This window comes from Legionella cincinnatiensis (genome assembly GCF_900452415.1).
Classification (GTDB): Bacteria; Pseudomonadota; Gammaproteobacteria; order Legionellales; family Legionellaceae; genus Legionella; species Legionella cincinnatiensis.
The window spans coordinates 3170424-3190396 of the sequence record NZ_UGNX01000001.1 but is presented as its reverse complement, the minus strand read 5'-3'; the positions used below and the strand labels follow the sequence as shown (position 1 = coordinate 3190396).

The window sequence follows — 19973 nt, the reverse complement described above, 5'->3', positions numbered from 1 at the left end:
TATTTTGTTTAAATTGCTATTCCTATGCATCTGAAACAATTGAAATTAGCGGGTTTTAAATCTTTTGTTGATCCCACGGTAGTGCATTTTCCAAGTCAATTAGTAGCGGTTGTTGGCCCGAATGGTTGTGGAAAATCAAACATCATTGATGCCGTGCGTTGGGTCATGGGGGAAAGCTCTGCACGAAATTTGCGTGGCGAATCAATGACTGATGTCATTTTTAATGGCTCTTCTCATCGTAAATCCGTAGGTCAAGCTTCAGTTGAATTAGTATTTGATAACAGTCTTGGACGTTTAACCGGCCCTTTTGCCAGTTATGGCGAAATCGCAGTCAAGCGCGTAGTTACCCGTGATGGTGATTCTTCTTACTACCTAAATGGGAGCCGGTGTCGTCGTAAAGATATTACAGACATTTTTCTTGGTACTGGAGCTGGGGCTCGTGGTTATTCAATTATTGGGCAAGGTACTATTTCTCAGCTTATTGAGGCGAAACCTGAGGAGCTAAGGGTTTTTCTTGAGGAGGCTGCTGGAGTTTCTAAGTATAAAGAACGTCGGCGTGAGACTTTGCAACGTATTGCTCATACACGTGAAAATTTGACTCGAGTAGCAGACATTCGCGATGAATTAGACAAACAATTACAACGTTTGGAGCGACAAGCCAAAGCAGCAGAACGTTATCTCATTCTTAAAGATGAAGAACACTTATGTCGTGCAGAGATTTTGGCACTTAAATGGCAAGATTTGGTCAGTCAACAAGAAGCAAAACAGCAGCAACTACAGGATTTGGCAGTGCATTATGAGCAGCAACAAAGTGCACTCACCAAAGTGAATAAAGAACGTATTATTTTAAATGAAAAAATTTATGATGTAGATGAGCAAACCCAACAAATTCAAGCCAGTTTTTACCAATTAGGTACTGAAATTGCACGTTTGGAAGAAACCATCCAGCAACAAATACGCGAGAAGAAACGCTTGGAGCAAGACCAACAGCAAATGCAAGCGGATTGGCAGGCTATTGCGGAACAATGGCAACAGGATAAAGAAGATTTGCTTTGTTGCCAACAGAATGCTCAAAACTTAGCAGAGAAGCTTGAACAATTAGGCGTTCAATTTAAGGAGCAAGATGTCGATTACCAACAAAATCAAAAACAGCAGACACAATGGGAGCTACAGTGGCAAGAAGTTCAAACGCATGCCAACAATCTAAAAAGAGAATTTCAAGTGGCCCAAGTGCAAGCACAGCATTTAGAAGAAAAGTATCAACAAACGCTTTTAAGACTAGAAAAACTTAAATTAGAGCAAGAATCTATCTCTGTAAGCGAATTGCAACAGGTACAAAAAAAACTACAAGACCAACGTATTAAGCTCGTTGCCGATCAAGAGTTTGATGAACGCCAATTAAGTCAAAGCCAAGAAAATACAGAGCAATTACGTACTAAGTTACAAGAAATCGAGCAGCAGTTACATGGCGTGCAAGATGATTTTCATCGAGCGAATACGGAGCATGCTGCATTAACGGCAGCTCAACGTGCGGCGCGACAAGGTGTGAAAAAAAATAAAAAAGGCATTCAAGAGTGGTTTGAAAAACCACGATTAATGGATGTTTTACAGGTCGAGAGTAAATGGCAAACTGCGTGTGAGCGAGTATTGAATGAAACATTGCATGCCTATGTTTTAGAAACTTTTGATGAACTATGGCCGCAACGCGCAAATTGTGAACGCCAGGGTGAATGCGTTGTTACTTTGAGAAATAGAAGCACTCAGTCTAATGCTCGTCCACGTCTTATGGATAAAATATATGGACCAATACCTGCAAATGTATCTCCATTAGAACATATTTATACGGCTGAACATTTTGACGAAGCATTAAGCTGGTTGCCTGAATTAGAGGAATATCAATCGATTATTACTCCAGAAGGTTTTTGGTTGGGACAAGGATGGGTAAAATTTGTTAATTCTGGAGAACAAGATGATGTAGGTTTTTTGGTACGCCAACAAAAAATCGGAGATTTGTCATTGCTCGTTCAAGAGTTACAACAAAGGATAGATGTGCTAAGAGCAGAACGTGATCATACTCATCTAGAATTACAAAAGGGTTTAAAAGATGTTGAATTGCAACAGCTCAATGTCAATGCTAGTAATGAAGCATTAAGGACAAATAGTTCAGCGCTAAGTAGTAATGAACAAGCGATTTTTCATGCAGAAAAACAAGTAATTACTTTAACTGCAGAATGTGAGGAGTTGCAATTTATTCTGGAAGAAACTGCAGCTGAACAATGTCATATCAAAGAAAAATTGCATTCCTTAGAAGAGCAATGTCGTGAATATGAGCAGCGACAAGAAGAATGTTTATGCGAAAAACAAGCATGGTTAGATGGCTTAACATTAAAAAAGAAACAAGTAGAAGAATCTCGATTTCAGCTGCATCATGCAGAGCTGGAATATGATCGAGAAAAAAACAAAATGCAACAGCTTGAAGAGCGTATTCAGAGAGAAAAAGAACGTTTAGATATTTTGCAAGAACGTCTTGAGCATATAGCGTTGCTTTGTTTGCAAACTGAAGAACCAGGAATAGAACTTAAAGGTCAACTAGCACAACAATTACAAAAACATAGCGAGTTAGAGTCACAATTAACGTTAAGCAGAGAGCAATTGTTACAGTTGAGAATGGAGCTTGAAGATTGTGAGAAAAATATTTTAAACTGTGATTTTGAGGTCAAACGCATTCAGGAGCTCATCGCACAAGTTCGTATGGAAGAGCAAGCTTTAGCAGTGCGAGCAAGCTCAGTACAAGAATCATTAGAGGAGTCTGAATTACGAGCCCAAGTCGTATTAGAGCAGATACCAAAGGGTATAACCCAAAGCATACGTGAAGATGAATTAATTGCTCTTGCAGAGAAAATTAAACGTTTAGGGGCAATTAATCTAGCGGCAATTGAGGAGTTTGCTACTGAGCAGCAACGTAAAATATATTTAGACGAACAATATAATGATTTAAGCCAAGCTTTGGCAACTCTGGAATCTGCCATTGAAAAGATGGACAAAGAAACCCGATTGCGATTGGAAAATACTTTTGAGGAAGTAAATACCTCATTTAAAGCACTTTTCCCACGGCTGTTTGGTGGGGGAAGAGCACAGCTTGAATTAACTTGTGATAATCTGTTGGAAGCTGGTATTGTAGTAATGGCACAACCTCCAGGAAAACGCAATAGTACGATTCATTTGTTATCTGGAGGGGAGAAGGCAATGACTGCAGTAGCATTGGTATTTGCTATTTTTCAGTTAAATCCTTCACCATTTTGTATGTTGGATGAAGTAGATGCACCTTTAGATGATGTAAATGTGGGGCGTTTTTGCACTTTGGTGAAAGAAATGTCACAATTTGTGCAATTTCTCTTTATAACACACAATAAAGTTACGATGGAGTTAGCGGATCATTTGATTGGGGTAACTATGCGTGAACCTGGGGTATCTCGCTTGGTTGCGGTTGATGTAACACAAGCTTTGGCGATGGAGTAGATGATGCAGGCAAATTGGAGTTTAATTCTTAATGTCCTGTTGTTGATTGGTGTCATTGTAGCAATTTGGCGCTTAATGAAGGCTCGAAAACAGAGCTTAAGTCCAGAACGTTACCAACCCAGTCTGGGAGTATCCGAGAAGAATGCAGCTGGTGCGCAGAATTTTAATGATGACATCATTGCTGTACGTAAAGTCAATGTAACTTCTGGTTTAGAGAATAAAGTAGAAAAAAATGAGGATTTGCAATTAATTAAAAAGTCTACTGAAAAGGCTTCATCTCCTCGTTTGTTGCCAGAAGATGCTGAAAATGAAGTCAAATTAAAAATTGACGCTAAACCAGAACCAAAAACAGAAATACAAACGACATCAAAAGATGATGTTTCTTCTACTTTAATGATATTTCTGCTTGCAAAGGAAAATAGGCAATTTGCTGGGTATGAGTTGTTACAAACAGTTTTAGCAGTTGGTTTACGCTTTGGTGAAGGACATTTATTCCATCGCCATCAGTTCTCAAATGGTCAGGGGCCGGTATTGTTTAGTTTAGCAGCAGCAACAGCAACAGGGGTTTTTGACTTACAAAATATAGGTGCTTTTAGTGTACGTGGTTTATGTTTATATATGCACTCTTCAAAAAATTCAGGTATTGATAAAGAACGATTGGCGGTTATGTTAGAAACTGCGCGACAGTTAAGTGAAGAGTTAGATGCGCATTTGCTGGACGATCGACGTAAGCCGTTAACAGAAGAGCGAATTTCTCGTTATTATCAGTCATTACAAATAAATCCATCTTTTGAATCGGTGGCTTTATCCTCTTGACCTTGAAATACAAGGTTGGGCTACGCTCTTCTGTGCGAAGCCCAACTTACAGCAATCCTCTAAATGTCAATGCTGGGTATTTTTGTGCAATAATTTATACTATTATTCCCCTTGAACTCTAAGCTCAAGTGTTAGTACACTAGAGTTTTAGCCATGCCTTATTATTATGAATCTAAATACAGTTGCTGCATTACTTGCCCAATCATGCCAGATTAATACTGAACTTACTGGTATTTGTATTGATAGTCGCGAACTCAAATCGGGTAATTTATTTATTGCTATTCGTGGAGAGCGTTTTGATGGTCATGATTTTATTAAAGAAGCTGAAGCTCGCGGTGCAGTAGCTGCCATAGTGAGCCACATAGTAGATGGAGTACATATCCCCCAGTTTGTTGTTCCTGATCCAATTCAAGCATTGGCTAAGATAGCAGCTGCGCACCGACAAAATATACATTGTCCAGTTATTGCGCTTACTGGTTCTAATGGGAAAACTACCACAAAAGAAATGATTGCTGCTATTTTGCCTTTCCCCTCGCATTCTACCAAAGGAAATCTCAATAATCATATTGGCGCCCCATTAAGTGTTTTTCAGCTCAACAGTCAACATCGTTATGCCGTTTTTGAATTAGGGGCAAATCATCCAGGTGAAATTGCGCATACGGTGGCAATTGTTCATCCTGATGTTACTTTAATTAATAACATTGCTCCAGCGCATGTGGAAGGTTTTGGTTCTATAGATGGTGTGGCCCGCGCTAAAGGAGAAATACATCAAGGTTTATCTTCCGCGGGGACTGCGGTAGTCAATGATGATGACGCTTATGCACATTTCTGGGATGAATTGTTGCTGGATAAAAAAGTACTTCGTTTCTCTATAGAACATCCTGCAGATATTTATGCCCAAGATGTCCAGTTAGATACCCAAGGTTGTGGACAGTTTTCTTTAATAGTTCCTAATGGGCGAGCAGATATTCACTTAAAAGTCCCTGGCTTACATAATGTTCGTAATGCATTAGCTGCAGCTGCTTGTTGTCATGCTATCGGTATTTCCGCCAAAGAGATTCAACAAGGGTTGAACCTCTTTGGCGGAGTAAAAAGCCGCTTGACTGTTCTTGCTGGAAAAAATCAATCTACAGTAATTGATGATACTTATAATGCAAATTTACGCTCAGTTTTGGTTGCGTTAGAAGTATTAGCAGAGCGCCCCGGGAAAAAAATTTTTGTGTTTGGTGACATGGGAGAATTAGGGGAGTGGGCGACTCAACATCATCAAGAAGTTGGGATTGCTGCACGTCGTTTGGGCATTGATCAACTCCTTTGTTGTGGTTCTAAGAGCAGATTAGCTGCTGAGGCATTTGGAGTTGGTGGTGAGTATTTTGCTAGCCAAGAACAGCTTGTACAAAATCTAGTTGGAAAATTATCAGCTGACACTGTGGTTTTGGTTAAAGGATCTCGTTCTAGTGCCATGGAAAAAATTGTACATCAGCTTGTATAAATTAAATTGTGTTTGAATCCGTTCATCATGAGACGGCTTGCACTACTAGTCGATTTTGTCTGGGTGCAAAGGGGTAAGCATTGCTGAGGTTTATATTTAAGAGTAAATATGTACCGCAGAAACACTTACAACGCCATAATTAGGCAAAAGATGCTGTTATGCGAGTGGTCTATTGAATGTATTGAATTACGGGTTCAAGAATTTTTTTACAGAATGCTGAATGGATTGTATGTTTATGGTATGCTTGGCCACTTTTTGGCCCATTAACCTGTTGGGCATTATTTAAAATAAGAACTCATCATTGGCACTAACGAGAGGAACAATTTATGCTTTACTGGCTAACGCAGTTATTTCAAGGACAATATCATGCGTTACGAGTTTTTCAATACCTGACTTTTAGATCTATTTTAGCTTCTTTAACTGCTCTTATAGTAGGATTAGTGTGTGGTCCTATTATGATTCGTTGGTTACGTGGCTTGCAGATAGGTCAGATGGTACGAGATGATGGACCTCAATCACATTTATCCAAAGCAGGCACTCCAACTATGGGAGGAGTGTTGATTTTATTAGCAGTTACGGTGAGTTGCTTGTTATGGGGCGATTTGCAACAGCCCAGTTTATGGCTTGTTCTTTTAGTGACTTTAGGAAATGGAATTGTTGGCTGGGTTGATGATTATCGCAAACTAGTACTAAAAAACAGTAAAGGCTTACCTGCACGTTGGAAATATTTTTGGCAATCAGTAGTGGCACTAATCGCAGTAATTTATTTGTATATGCATGCAGCTTTACCTGTACATACACAGTTAACGGTGCCTTTTTTTAAATCGTTGACTATAGGTTTGGGTATATTTTTTCCTGTTCTAGGTTATTTTGTTATTGTGGGAAGTTCTAATGCAGTGAATTTGACTGATGGATTAGATGGATTAGCGATTATGCCCATAGTCATGGTTGCTGGAGCTTTAGGGATATTTGCGTACGCGTCAAGCAATGCAGTCTATGCACCTTATTTGGGTATCCCCTATGTCCCTAATACCGGAGAGTTAACCATTTTTTGTTCTTCAATTGTTGGTGCAGGCCTTGGTTTTCTTTGGTATAACAGTTATCCTGCTCAAGTATTTATGGGGGATGTAGGTTCTTTAGCCTTAGGGGCTGCGCTAGGTATTGTTGCTGTAGTGATTCGAGAAGAGTTGGTTTTATTAATGATGGGTGGTTTGTTTGTTATTGAGACAATCTCTGTCATTTTGCAAGTAGGATATTTCAAGTACACTCATGGTAAACGATTATTTCGAATGGCACCTTTACATCACCATTTTGAATTAAAAGGATGGTCAGAGCCAAAAATAATTGTCAGATTTTGGATTATTACTGTAGTGTTTGTTTTATGCGGATTAGCGACTTTAAAACTTCGATAAAAAGGTGCACTCATGAATCCTCCGTTGTATTTAATTGCAGGTTTGGGTAAAACTGGTTTATCAGTAGCACGGTATTTACGTAGAAATAATAAACCATTTATTGCTTTTGATACACGTGCCCAAGCTCCGAGTATTGCTGAGTTTACTCGAGAGTTTCCAAATGTCTCTCTTTATGTCCAAGATATTCCCGATGAAATAATCCATCAACTCTCAGATATTATTGCAAGCCCAGGCTTGTCCTTAGACACGCCTTTTTTAAAGAAGGCCATGAAGGCAGGCGTAGCTATTTATGGTGATATAGAATGTCTGGCTCGTGAGATTCATGCCCCAGTCATAGCAATTACTGGAACTAATGGAAAATCAACGGTCACTACTTTAGTGGGAGAAATGGCTAAGGCTGCAGGATATAAAGTTGCTGTTGCTGGGAATATTGGAACACCAGTTCTTGACATGCTTGATGATGAGCATCAATATGATCTTTGGGTTTTGGAGTTGTCAAGCTTTCAATTGGATTTAACTTATTCATTAGAGCCGATTGCCGCTACTATTTTAAACGTGACCCCCGATCATTTGGATAGGCATCACACTATGGAGGCCTATATCCAAGCTAAGCAACGAATTTACCATAAAGCACAAGTCGCGTTATTTAATCGCGATGATCTTCATACTGTTCCTATAGTCTCTAGTCATGGTGAGGCAAACATCAGCCAAGACCGCCGCACTAATACCCCTTCATCCACCCCTCAAGGGCCTCTCTGGGACGAAGGAGAAAATGAAAAACGTTTTTTGAGAGAAGAGGTTAATCGAATTTCTTTTGGTAAAGATGCTCCTGAAAAAAACAATTGGGGTTTAATTCAGCAAGAGAATAAAATATACTTGGCAAAGGGCCATACTTGCTTTTTGCCCGTTGAGTCTGTATTAATCAAGGGAGTGCATAACTGGTTTAATGCACTTGCTGCCTGTGCTTTAGCTGATACAGCAGGTATTACTCAGCAACACATTATTGAGGTATTAACTACATTTTCGGGGTTACCTCATCGTTGTCAATGGGTGCGAATTCTGGATGGCGTAGATTGGATAAATGATTCAAAAGGGACAAATATTGGTGCAACAATCTCTGCAATTAATGGAATAGGAGGTTCTATGCAAGGAAAGATTGTACTTATTGCCGGTGGGCAAGGAAAAGGAGCCGATTTTAGGGAACTGGCTCAACCAATAGCTGATTTTGTAAGATCCATTATTTTAATTGGCGAAGATGCAGATAAAATAGAGGCTGCATTGGCGGATGTAGTTCCAATATCACGCGCCTCCTCATTAGATAATGCTGTCGAAGTTGCTAAGTTACAGGCAAAACCTGGTGATGTTGTTTTATTATCTCCTGCGTGCGCTAGTTTGGATATGTTTCGCGATTTTAATCATCGAGGCGAGGCTTTTGCTTCTTTAGTAAACGGGTTATAAGTCGATGCGACCAAGACATGTGAATCAAAGGGGTAAACCTGTCAGCAAACCTATTTCGCTTTATGATAAATGGCTGATTAGTGTCGTTATTGGTTTGTTGATTATTGGGCTTATGATGGTCGCCTCAAGTTCAGTCATGATTTCTACCAAATATTTTCATCAACCGTTTCATTTTTTGATTCGTCAAGTGTGTTATTTAGCTGCAGGTTTAATTGTTGCTTTAGTGATTGTTAGAACCGATAGTAGTGTTTGGGAGCGTATTAGCATGCCAATGCTGATGATATGTTTGCTCATGTTGCTGATTGTATTGGTTCCCGGAATTGGTCGTTCAGTCAATGGGAGTAGGCGATGGTTGGCATTAGGACCTATAGGCGTTCAAGTTTCTGAATTAGCTAAGCTCACTATGATTTTTTATTTGGCGGGCTATTTGGTTCGTCAGCAAAAAGCGGTGAGTAGTAGCATTTTGGGCTTTATTAAGCCTATGGTTATTTTAGGAGTGGTATCACTATTGTTACTACTGGAACCTGATTTTGGAGCTACTGTTGTGATTTCAGGGACAGTGATGGCTATGCTGTTTTTAGCAGGGGTAAAATTACGCTATTATATAGGTTTGATGTTAGTCGTAATGGGAGCATTAGCCTTTTTGGCAGTTTCGTCCCCTTATCGAGTTGCTCGTCTGACCGCATTTTTAGATCCTTGGGCAGACCAATATAATAGTGGATATCAGTTGACCCAGTCTTTAATTGCATTCGGACGAGGTGGTTGGTTTGGAACTGGTTTAGGGGAAAGTATCCAAAAATTATTATATCTGCCTGAAGCACATACTGACTTCTTATTTGCTGTTTTGGCAGAAGAATTAGGTTTGGTAGGTATTTTAATGGTTATGACTTTATACAGTATTTTAGTAATTAGAGGTTTGACCATTGCCTACAATGCTTATATACAGGAGCGATTGTTTGCTTCGTATACAGCGTACGGATTAACCTTTTGGCTGGGTTTACAAGCAGCTATTAATATGGGGGTTAACTCGGGTTTGTTACCCACAAAGGGATTAACTTTGCCACTGATGAGTTACGGTGGTGCTAGTATGGTTATCAATTGTGTTGTAATTGCGTTATTATTGCGCATTGATCATGAGAATCGTTGGCAGGCTCTTGGGTTGAGGCCGCTATCAACCTAAATATCCCATCAGAAATAATACTTATTTGAGGGTAAGTTTAGGTCAACATAAGGGGGAGTTGTGAGCAATTCGGGACAATTTATATCTTCACGGATGGGTTGCGTAGAGCAAATACATTTTGTTGGGATTGGTGGTGTTGGTATGTGTGGAATTGCTGAGGTTTTACACAATCAAGGATATCGCATTACAGGCTCAGATTTAGGTGAAGGGAGTACAGTACAAAGATTAAAATCTTTGGGGGTTCCTGTTTATTTAGGGCATAAAGCAGAACACATAAAAGGAGCTGATGTTGTAGTTCGTTCTTCAGCTGTGGAGTTGGATAATCCTGAAATAGTAGCCGCACGCGAACAAATGATTCCGGTTATTCCACGAGCGGCAATGCTTGCGGAGCTTATGCGTTTTCGACATGGTATCGCTGTAGCTGGAACTCATGGTAAAACAACAACTACAAGCTTGGTAAGTAGTGTTCTCGCTGAAGGAGGATTGGATCCAAGCTTTGTAATTGGCGGAAAATTGAATAGCTTGGGGGTGAATGCTCAACTTGGCCAGTCTCCTTACTTTGTTGTTGAAGCAGATGAAAGTGATGCATCATTTTTATTCTTAAAACCTATGATGGCAATAGTGACTAATATTGACGCAGATCATATGGGAACTTATGAAAACAATTTTGAAAAATTAAGAACTACCTTTCTTGAGTTTTTGCATCATTTACCTTTCTATGGTTTGGCTGTGGTATGTATTGATGATCCTGAAGTGCGCAAAATCTTACCGGTTATTGAGAGACCTACGTTAACTTATGGATTTGCAGAAGAAGCTCATTATCGTGCGGTAAATTGGACGCAAAACGAACTTCTTAGTGAGTTCACGGCCATTCGTCCAAAATCTTATTCTCCATTAAAAATTCAATTTCAGTATCCAGGCCGTCATAATGTATTAAATGCCTTAGCTTCAATTGCAATTGCTACACAACTAGGTGTTGACGATACTTCTATTATTCGAGCTTTGGAAAAATTTCAGGGTGTGGGTCGCCGTTTCCAAATGTTAGGCGAGAAAAAGTTTGAGAAGGGATCTGCTATTGTTGTTGATGATTACGGGCATCATCCTCAAGAAATTCTATCAACCATAGATGCATTTCGTCATGTATGGCCAAATAAGCGTTTAGTACATGTATTTCAACCACATCGTTATACACGAACCCAATCGTTACATGATCAATTTGTTGATGTACTAAGTCTTGCTGACGAATTGTTTTTGTTTGACATTTACTCTGCAGGAGAGTCTGAAATTCCTGGTGTAAGTAGTGAAATTCTGGCACAAAAAATAAGAAACAAGGACAAAAAAGTTACTTTAGTGGATGAACAATCTCTGAAAAGAAGTTTAGATCAATCGGTTAAAGAGGGTGATGTAATACTGATGCAAGGCGCTGGAAGTATCGGACAAATTGCGGTGAACTTGATGCAAGAATTATGAGAACAAAATGAGTACCATAGAGAATAATTGTGACCTTACAGAGAAACTACAAGGTGCATTGCTTTATAACGAGCCTTTGGCGGAATATACTACCTGGCGTGTTGGGGGACCTGCCGCCAAGCTTTATAAACCGGCAAATATTGCTGATTTGTCGTTATTTCTTTGCCAGCTTCCTGAAACAGAGCCTTTGTTATGGTTAGGACTGGGTTCTAATTCTTTAATTCGAGATGGTGGTTTCTCCGGAACGGTTATTCTTACTCAAGGATGTTTAAAAGAAATTTCACTTGTGGATGCTCAGACAGTTAAAGTAGATGCAGGGGTATCTTGCGCGAGCATGGCACGTTTCTGTGCACGCAATGACATGTCGGGTGGTGAGTTTTGGGCAGGAATTCCTGGGACGATGGGAGGGGCTTTACGGATGAATGCCGGTTGTCATGGCGGTGAAACTTGGCAATTTGTAGTAGAATTGCAGACCATGACGCGAAGAGGTGAAATCAGGACTCGTAAACCTGAAGAGTATGAAGTTGCTTATCGCCATGTTTTAGCGCCTCCGGAGGAGTGGTTCGTTTCGGCGACCTTTAAGCTTAATCCCGGTACTAAAGAAACTTCTTTGCAAATGATAAAGGATTTGTTAGCTCATCGGGCAAATACGCAGCCTACCAATGAATATAACTGTGGGTCAGTGTTTAGAAATCCTTCTGGCAATTATGCTGCTCGATTGATTGAATCTTGTGGGTTGAAAGGATTCACAATAGGTGGGGCAGTAGTTTCTCAAAAGCATGCCAATTTTATTATCAATCATCAAGGATCAGCAATTGCAGCTGATATTGAAGCATTGATTCATTTAGTACAAACTAAAGTTCGTGAGCAGACAACAATTGAGTTGATGCGCGAAGTACATATTATTGGAGATTATTAATGTCTAAGCTTATCAACCTGGTTCTGCTTTATGGTGGAAAATCTGGAGAGCATGAAATTTCATTGATTTCAGCAGCATCTGTTTTAGCGCATTTAGATGCTAAAAAATACAATATTATTCCTATTGCTATGGATAAAGATGGATTATTTCATCAACACCAGTACCAAGATTTATTAGCAAGCAAAGAAAGACTTCCGGTAGTCACTGAAAACTCAAAACCTTTAGCAGGCTTACTTATTGATGGACGTTTATCTGTTGATGCAGATATTGTTTTTCCTATAGTACATGGGCCTTTATATGAAGATGGTTGTTTACAAGGAATGCTTGAGTTATCAGGAGTTGCCTACGTCGGTTGTGACGTGCTTTCTTCTGCCATTGGCATGGATAAGGATATGGCAAGGCGTATCGTTTGTATTAATGGCCTAAAATCAGCGAATTATAAGCTTTTGTCGTGGCATACCTCTGCATCTGAAAGACAACGTTTTTGTCAAGAAGTTGCTACAGAATTTGGTTGGCCTTTATTTGTTAAACCTTGCGCCATGGGCTCGAGTGTAGGAATACATAAAGCAAAAAATATGGCTGAGTTAATCAATGCTGTAGAGGATGCTCTGCGTTATGACGAAGAAATCTTAGTCGAAGCATTTGTGTCTGGGAGAGAGATTGAATTATCCGTTCTTGAGAGTACTATTCCAGCAGGAAAGCCAAGAGTCAGTGTTGCGGGTGAAATTCGCGTGAATCATCCTGATGGTTTTTATTCTTATTCAGCAAAATACTTGGAGAGTGGAAAAACTGATTTAATAATACCTGCTCTTTTAAGTCAAACTTTGTATGAACAATTAAAGCAAGCAGCAGCAGATATCTTTCTTCGATTAAAATGTAAGGGAATGGCACGTATCGATTTTTTTGTTAATGAAAAAACTGAGACAATTTATTTTAATGAAGTAAACACATTACCAGGATTTACTTCGATTAGTATGTATCCAAAATTATGGCAGGCAAGTGGTTTATCGTATCCTGATTTGCTTGATGAACTGATTCGCATTGCGATAGTACACCAGAACTGTCGTCGACATTTAGTAACCAATTATCTATGAATGTCATGGATAAAAATAGGAGTGTTGTTTTCGGGAATTTGCGTTATATTTGTTGGTTATTAGTATTAAGTTTAAGTGCGATATTTTTAACCTATCGTTTAGGTTATTATTATATGTCGGATGCAGAACGCTTTCCAATTACTACGGTTAAAGTTTCTGCGAATTATGAACATGTAACTCACCAGGAATTGGAAAATATATTATCAAAGTATTTGAGTAATAGTTTTTTTACTTTTCCAGTAAGTGAATTACAAGATGAGTTAAATGCGATAGGTTGGGTGGATAATGCGAGTGTTGAGCGTATTTGGCCTGATACTTTAAAAATAAAACTTGTTGAAAAAAAACCAGTTGCGATTTGGAATAATGCTTTAATGACAGAGGATGGCCGATTATTTAATGAAGACGCTGTCCCTGAAGATCTAAATATTCCTCGCCTAAAAGGTCCTATATCTCAACAAGTAGACGTCTTACAAGTTTACAAAAAATTGAGTAAGATATTGTCAATGTATGATGTGAAAGCCGCTGGACTAAATTTAAGAGAAAACCAATCATGGATATTGCTTTTAGGCAATGGAATCAAGATATATTTAGGAAAGAAAGAACTTGAAGCGCGATTGCTTCGTTTTTGTAAAGCATATCCTGCGGTATTTGCTGAAAAAATAGAGCAGTTGGCAAGCGTGGACCTGCGTTATCCACGTGGTATGGCGGTGCAGTGGAAACAACAAACGGAACGATAATGGCAAAAAAAATAGAAAAAAATATTATCACTGGATTGGACATCGGAACTTCAAAAGTGATTGCATTAATTGGTGAAGTAACCTCTGATGGTGCAATAGAAATTATCGGAATAGGTCGTCATCCCTCTCGTGGTTTAAAACGCGGTGTTGTTGTGGATATAGAAGCTACTGTAAACTCCATACAACGTGCGGTTCAAGAGGCGGAGCTCATGGCTGGATGCGAAGTGCGGACGGTTTATGCGGGCATCGCAGGAAGTCACATTCGCAGTTTGAATTCACATGGGATAGTGGCTATTCGTGATAAGGAAGTATCGCAGGCTGATGTAGAGCGAGTAATTGATGCTGCAAAAGCAGTGGCAATTCCTGCAGATCAAAAAATTCTCCATGTCTTACCTCAAGAATTTATTATTGATCACCAAAATAGTATCCGAGAACCTATAGGAATGTCTGGAGTACGGCTTGAATCTCGCGTGCATATCGTTACTGGTCTAGTAAGTGCTGCACAAAATATAGTCAAGTGTGTACGCCGATGTGGGTTGGATGTGAATGATATTATTCTTGAACAATTGGCTTCAAGTCATGCTGTTCTTACTGAAGATGAGAAAGATTTAGGTGTATGTCTCATTGATATTGGTGGTGGAACGACAGATATAGCTATATTTTCTGAAGGTGCAATTCAACATACTGCAGTAATTCCTATTGCAGGAGATCAAGTCACTAATGACATTGCTATGGCTTTACGTACGCCCACTAAAGCAGCTGAGGCCATTAAGCTGAATCATGCTTGTGCCCTGTCTGAATTAGCTAATGCAAATCAAATGTTAGAGGTGACAAGTGTAAATGATAGGCCTGGGCGAAAAATTTCAGCTACGGCTCTATCTGAGGTGGTTGCTGCACGATATGAAGAGTTGTTTACTTTGGTTCGCAATGAATTACGTCGCAGTGGTTTTGAAGATAGAATGGCAGCAGGTATTGTGCTTACTGGCGGTGCTGCAAATGTACGAGGGGGTATTGAGCTTGCAGAACTCTGTTTTGAAATGCCTGTAAGAAAAGGTTTTGCACATTCAGTATCGGGTTTAGCTGAAGCAACTGAAAACCCTTCTTTTGCTACAGGGGTAGGATTACTGTTACATGGTTATCAACAGCAGTACGTATCAAACTACAGCGTACCCACAATGAATGATAGTACTCGCAGTTTCTGGGCACGCATGAAAGAATGGTTCCAAGGTAATTTTTAAAAATAGTTTTTTAAATTAACTCAGCAGATTTTCATTATAGTTATTACTGCTGGATTAGATAAAGAATAAACATATGGGGGGAGCGGGGTTATGTTTGAATTAATGGAAAGCCAACATTATACCAATAATGCTGTAATTAAGGTTGTTGGTGTAGGTGGTGGTGGCGGTAATGCCGTTGAACATATGGTCGCAGAGAACATTGATGGTGTTGAGTTTATTTGTGCTAATACTGATGCACAGGCACTAAAGGGCTCTAATGCAAAAATACATATTCAACTTGGGGATGAACTTACTAAAGGTTTAGGTGCTGGTGCAAACCCACAAATTGGACGAGAAGCAGCAGAAGAAGATAGAGATCTTATCCGAGAAATTTTAAGTGGTGCGGATATGGTTTTCATCACTGCAGGAATGGGAGGAGGCACTGGAACTGGTGCGGCACCTGTTTTTGCGGAAATTGCTAAAGAATTGGGAATATTAACTGTTGCTGTAGTGACCAAACCTTTCTCTTTTGAAGGGAAACAACGTGCATTGGCTGCTGAAGAAGGAATACGTCGGTTGGCAGAACATGTTGATTCGCTGATCACGATACCTAACAACAAATTACTTAGCGTTCTGGGAAAAAATATTAGTCTTCTTAATGCTTTTAAAGCAGCGAATAATGTTTTGCTTGGTGCAGTAAAAGGAATATCTGATTTAATTACTCGCCCAGGTTTAATTAATGTGGACTTCGCAGATGTTCGTACTGTAATGTCGGAAATGGGCATGGCAATGATGGGTACTGGTAGTGCTGTAGGTGAACAACGAGCACGCCAAGCTGCTGAAGCTGCTATTGCCTCCCCTCTACTGGAGGATGTGAATTTCTCTGGAGCTCGTGGCATCCTTGTCAATATCACCGCAGGACTTGACATGTCAATTGGTGAGTTCGAAGAAGTAGGCGATGTAGTTAAGGAGTTTATTTCTGATGATGCAACCGTTGTAGTAGGAACTGTAATTGATCCTGAAATGACTGATGAAATGCGTGTCACTGTTATTGTGACAGGTTTGGGAGATGCAAGACAACGTCATCAGCAATTACAACCACAACAATCCCATCGTACTCGTTTACTTGAAACCACACGAAGCGATGGTTCATTAGATTACCAACAATTTGATAGACCTGCTGTGGTTCGTAAACAAGCTCAGACAAATGTGTCTTCCACTGCAAAACAAAATAGTGATCATGTTCCTGATGTAGATTATTTAGATATCCCTGCATTTTTGCGTCGCCAAGAAGAGGTATAATTTTAATTCCTTCTTTTGTTATATAGCGCCACTCACTAGGTTTTAGACAAGGCGCAAGTAAATGAAGGCGAGGGAGTGTACATAAGTACATGACCGAAGCCGAGTGAGCTTGCAACGATGTATAAAACTTAGTGGGTGGTGGTATAGGAGAAGGAAATTTAAGTCTTTGATACAAAAATAATTAGACTAAATAGTAAAATATTGATAGGATCGCGAAGTTTTGCGCGCAAAGTAAAAAACAAAAACTGATATCATGAGGAACAAGGTGAGCACTGAATGACAAAACAAAGAACTCCTAAAAAAGTGATCCAAGCGACAGGGGTAGGATTGCATTCTGGCGAAAAAGTGCTTTTAACCTTGAGGCCAGCTCCCGTGAATACAGGTATCGTTTTTAGACGAGTAGACCTTGAACCTGTAGTTGAAATTCCAGCATCTTATGAAAATGTTGGTGATACAATGCTATGTACTACTTTACATCAGGGACCAATTAAGATTGCAACTGTAGAACATTTGCTTTCTGCCTTAGCAGGTTTAGGCATCGACAATGCTTATATTGATGTGAATGGTCCTGAGCTACCTATTATGGATGGTAGTGCTGCTCCTTTTGTTTTTTTGATTCAATCAGCTGGTATTCGTGAGCAAAATGCGCCTAAAAAATACATTCGTATTCTTAAGCCCATTCGTGTGGAAGATAATGAAAAGTTTGTTCAATTCTATCCTTATAATGGATATAAAATTACTTTTACTATAGATTTTGATCATCCAGCGTTTAATGATAAGCCGCAAACAGTAAGCTTTGATTTCTCTGCAACTTCGTATGTGAAAGAAGTATGTCGTGCACGGACTTTTGGTTTTCTTTCTGATTATGAGAAATTAAGAGAATGCGATTTAGCGAAAGGTGGTAGTTTAGATAATGCCATAGTAGTTGATGATTATCGTGTTCTTAATGATGATGGGCTTCGTTTTGAATCAGAATTTGTTTCTCATAAAGTTTTAGATGCAATTGGTGACCTTTATTTGTTAGGCTCTAGCCTAATTGGTGCTTTCGAAGGTTATAAATCAGGTCATGAATTGAATAATAGATTATTGCGTGAATTAATGGTCAGAAAAGATGCTTGGGAATATACTTATTTTGATACAGAGGAGTATCTTCCTGCAATGCAAGCAGAATTTTATCCTATCGAGGCGTAATAGGAGGCCGTTACAAAGGAGAGTTCTGTCATGAGACTTAATGTCAGTCTTATTTTTGCTTTGGTATGTAGTTCATCAATTTTTGCTGCAAGTACTGAACCTCAGAAAAGCACCGCTGAAGAAGCACTTCATATGAATTGGTTAAATACCAATATCTCACCTAGCCAAGATTTTTATTCTTATGCTAATGGTAATTGGCAAAAAAATAATCCTATTCCCCCTGATTATTCAAGTTGGGGAAGTTTTAATATTATCAGCGAGAAAGTCCAGAATATTATTCATCAAATGCTCATTAATGCAGCTAAAGATACCAAGGCAAAGCCAGGTAGCATTGAACAAAAAGTTGGGGATTTTTATTACAGTGGCATGGATGAAGAAAGTATCAATCAATTAGGTATTAAACCCTTACAGCCCGAATTTGATCGTATCAATAATTTGAAAAATCTAACTAATTTACAAAATGAGATAGCTCATTTACATCAAATAGGTGTTGATGTCTTTTTTGATTTTGGAAGTATGCAAGATTTTAAAAATAGTAGTGAAATGATAGGGGCCTTAGTTCAAGGAGGCTTAAGTTTACCCGATCGTGATTATTATTTAAAAGATAATGCTAAATTCAAACAAATTCGTGATGCATATGTGAATCACGTTGCTAAGATGTTTGAATTATTAGGAGATGCCCCAGATAAAGCAGTAATTGAGGCCAATACGGTAATGAAACTAGAAACGCAAATGGCTAAAGTTTCTATGTCTCAAGTGGAACAACGTGACCCTCATGCAATTTATCATATTATGGACTTAACTCAATTAGCACAATTGACTCCAAACTTTTCTTGGCCTGCATATTTTAGAGCTATGGGGCAAGATAACCTTAAGAGTGTCAATATGGCAATGCCAGTTTTTTTCAAGGATATGAGTAAACAATTAAATACAATTTCTTTAGAAGACTGGAAAACGTATTTGCGTTGGCATTTGATTGATTCTTTTGCTTCTTATTTATCTAAGCCTTTTGTGGATCAAAATTTTAAAATGGTTTCAGTACTTACTGGAGCAGAGAAAATATTACCGAGATGGAAACGTGTTGTAGGCACAGAAAATGCTGCTTTAGGTTTTGCTATTGGTAAGATGTACGTGGATCACTATTTTTCTCCAGAGGATAAAAAGCAAGCCTTGGACATCCTTAAGAATATTCGTACAGTTTTGCGTGAAGACATTAATACTTTATCATGGATGACCCCAGCTACTCGCAAAGCTGCTTTGAAAAAATTGGATTTAATGGAGGAACGAGTAGGATATCCTTCTAAATGGTGGGATTATTCTAAGTTGGAGGTTAATCGGGGACCCTATGTATTAAATGTTATTAGAGCCAATGAGTTTTTAACAAATCGTGATCTTAATAAAATAGGAAAGCCTATAGACAGAACTGAGTGGGCAATGACGCCACAAACGATTAATGCGTATTATGATCCCTCCATGAATAATCTGAATATTCCAGCAGGAATTCTGCAATCTCCATTTTTTTCTCCTAATGCTCCAGCAGCAGTGAATTATGGCGCGATAGGTTTTGTCATGGGACATGAGATGACTCATGGATTTGATGATCAAGGGGCACAATTTGACGGTTATGGCAATTTAAAAAATTGGTGGACACCTAGTGATTTGGCGAAGTTCCAAGCTGCCACACAATGCATTGTAAATCAATATTCGAATTATGTTGTCGATGATTTACATGTACAAGGGAAATTGGTTGTAGGAGAAGCTACTGCTGATTTAGGAGGTATTATCTTGGCTTATAGAGCATTCCAACATTCTAAGGAATATAAAAATGCACCTACAATCGCTGGTATGACTCCGGATCAACAATTCTTTTTAGCCACAGCACATGTTTGGGCAATGAATATTAGGCCGCAACAATTAAGAAATCAAATTACTACCGATCCTCATCCTCCCGCTCAATATAGAGTGAATGGAAGTTTAGCTAATATTCCACAATTCCAAAAAGCTTTTCATTTATCTAATGATAGTCCTATGGTGAATAAAAACCGTTGTGTGATCTGGTAAGTTATGAAGTGAATATTCTAATGTTTCAATGCAATAAATGAATTACAATTTGGTTGAATGTTAACTTTTTAGGAGATAATAATGACTAAAGAAGAAATGATTTGC

At 39.0% G+C, this 19973-nt stretch carries 14 protein-coding genes; all 14 read left to right on the top strand.

The window, feature by feature from the left end; genetic code table 11:
• Positions 1-24: 24 nt before the first annotated feature.
• The 14 genes from smc to DYH34_RS14145 all read left to right on the top strand — a co-directional run bounded on the left by smc (position 25) and on the right by DYH34_RS14145 (position 19868).
• A complete protein-coding gene (gene smc / locus DYH34_RS14210; protein ID WP_058465149.1) occupies positions 25-3519 on the top strand; it encodes a chromosome segregation protein SMC in 3495 nt (1164 codons plus the stop codon).
• 3 nt (positions 3520-3522) lie between these two features.
• A complete protein-coding gene (locus tag DYH34_RS14205) occupies positions 3523-4335 on the top strand; it encodes a cell division protein ZipA C-terminal FtsZ-binding domain-containing protein (protein WP_058465148.1) in 813 nt (270 codons plus the stop codon).
• Positions 4336-4501: 166 nt separating this feature from the next.
• The gene (locus tag DYH34_RS14200) at positions 4502-5827 is read left to right on the top strand and encodes a UDP-N-acetylmuramoyl-tripeptide--D-alanyl-D-alanine ligase (RefSeq protein ID WP_058465147.1); all 1326 of its coding nucleotides are present in this window, start codon (positions 4502-4504) and stop codon (positions 5825-5827) included.
• 326 nt (positions 5828-6153) lie between these two features.
• Positions 6154-7239: a phospho-N-acetylmuramoyl-pentapeptide-transferase gene (gene mraY, locus DYH34_RS14195; RefSeq protein ID WP_058465146.1), complete on the top strand. Its 1086-nt coding sequence runs from the start codon at positions 6154-6156 to the stop codon at positions 7237-7239.
• A gap of 12 nt (positions 7240-7251) precedes the next feature.
• Complete coding sequence (murD, locus tag DYH34_RS14190; RefSeq protein ID WP_058465145.1) at positions 7252-8697, top strand: UDP-N-acetylmuramoyl-L-alanine--D-glutamate ligase; 1446 nt, start codon at positions 7252-7254, stop codon at positions 8695-8697.
• 4 nt (positions 8698-8701) lie between these two features.
• Complete coding sequence (gene ftsW, locus DYH34_RS14185) at positions 8702-9877, top strand: putative lipid II flippase FtsW (RefSeq protein WP_058465144.1); 1176 nt, start codon at positions 8702-8704, stop codon at positions 9875-9877.
• A gap of 60 nt (positions 9878-9937) precedes the next feature.
• Complete coding sequence (gene murC, locus DYH34_RS14180; protein ID WP_058465143.1) at positions 9938-11347, top strand: UDP-N-acetylmuramate--L-alanine ligase; 1410 nt, start codon at positions 9938-9940, stop codon at positions 11345-11347.
• A gap of 7 nt (positions 11348-11354) precedes the next feature.
• A complete protein-coding gene (gene murB, locus DYH34_RS14175) occupies positions 11355-12266 on the top strand; it encodes a UDP-N-acetylmuramate dehydrogenase (RefSeq protein WP_058465142.1) in 912 nt (303 codons plus the stop codon).
• Positions 12266-13360: a D-alanine--D-alanine ligase family protein gene (locus DYH34_RS14170; RefSeq protein WP_058465141.1), complete on the top strand. Its 1095-nt coding sequence runs from the start codon at positions 12266-12268 to the stop codon at positions 13358-13360. The genes murB and DYH34_RS14170 overlap by 1 nt, the downstream gene beginning before the upstream one ends.
• Positions 13361-13365: 5 nt before the next feature.
• On the top strand, positions 13366-14097 hold the full coding sequence (locus DYH34_RS14165; protein WP_058465140.1) for a cell division protein FtsQ/DivIB: 732 nt from the start codon (positions 13366-13368) through the stop codon (positions 14095-14097).
• Positions 14097-15335 (top strand): cell division protein FtsA, encoded by a 1239-nt coding sequence (ftsA, locus tag DYH34_RS14160; RefSeq protein ID WP_058465139.1) that lies wholly within the window; start codon positions 14097-14099, stop codon positions 15333-15335. The genes DYH34_RS14165 and ftsA overlap by 1 nt, the downstream gene beginning before the upstream one ends.
• 90 nt (positions 15336-15425) lie before the next feature.
• The gene (ftsZ, locus tag DYH34_RS14155) at positions 15426-16616 is read left to right on the top strand and encodes a cell division protein FtsZ (protein ID WP_058465138.1); all 1191 of its coding nucleotides are present in this window, start codon (positions 15426-15428) and stop codon (positions 16614-16616) included.
• 276 nt (positions 16617-16892) lie between these two features.
• The gene (lpxC, locus tag DYH34_RS14150; protein WP_058465137.1) at positions 16893-17807 is read left to right on the top strand and encodes a UDP-3-O-acyl-N-acetylglucosamine deacetylase; all 915 of its coding nucleotides are present in this window, start codon (positions 16893-16895) and stop codon (positions 17805-17807) included.
• A 30-nt stretch (positions 17808-17837) separates the two neighbouring features.
• Positions 17838-19868: a M13 family metallopeptidase gene (locus tag DYH34_RS14145; RefSeq protein WP_058465136.1), complete on the top strand. Its 2031-nt coding sequence runs from the start codon at positions 17838-17840 to the stop codon at positions 19866-19868.
• The last annotated feature ends 105 nt before the right edge of the window (positions 19869-19973 follow it).

Bases quoted from the DNA above. Each gene is read 5' to 3' on its own strand.
- DYH34_RS14145 (WP_058465136.1), top strand. From the start codon at position 17,838: ATGAGACTTAATGTCAGTCTTATTTTTGCTTTGGTATGTAGTTCATCA.
- murB (WP_058465142.1), top strand. From the start codon at position 11,355: ATGAGTACCATAGAGAATAATTGTGACCTTACAGAGAAACTACAAGGT.
- ftsA (WP_058465139.1), top strand. From the start codon at position 14,097: ATGGCAAAAAAAATAGAAAAAAATATTATCACTGGATTGGACATCGGA.
- DYH34_RS14170 (WP_058465141.1), top strand. From the start codon at position 12,266: ATGTCTAAGCTTATCAACCTGGTTCTGCTTTATGGTGGAAAATCTGGA.
- DYH34_RS14205 (WP_058465148.1), top strand. From the start codon at position 3,523: ATGCAGGCAAATTGGAGTTTAATTCTTAATGTCCTGTTGTTGATTGGT.
- murD (WP_058465145.1), top strand. From the start codon at position 7,252: ATGAATCCTCCGTTGTATTTAATTGCAGGTTTGGGTAAAACTGGTTTA.
- ftsZ (WP_058465138.1), top strand. From the start codon at position 15,426: ATGTTTGAATTAATGGAAAGCCAACATTATACCAATAATGCTGTAATT.
- mraY (WP_058465146.1), top strand. From the start codon at position 6,154: ATGCTTTACTGGCTAACGCAGTTATTTCAAGGACAATATCATGCGTTA.
- lpxC (WP_058465137.1), top strand. From the start codon at position 16,893: ATGACAAAACAAAGAACTCCTAAAAAAGTGATCCAAGCGACAGGGGTA.
- smc (WP_058465149.1), top strand. From the start codon at position 25: ATGCATCTGAAACAATTGAAATTAGCGGGTTTTAAATCTTTTGTTGAT.
- DYH34_RS14165 (WP_058465140.1), top strand. From the start codon at position 13,366: ATGGATAAAAATAGGAGTGTTGTTTTCGGGAATTTGCGTTATATTTGT.
- DYH34_RS14200 (WP_058465147.1), top strand. From the start codon at position 4,502: ATGAATCTAAATACAGTTGCTGCATTACTTGCCCAATCATGCCAGATT.
- ftsW (WP_058465144.1), top strand. From the start codon at position 8,702: ATGCGACCAAGACATGTGAATCAAAGGGGTAAACCTGTCAGCAAACCT.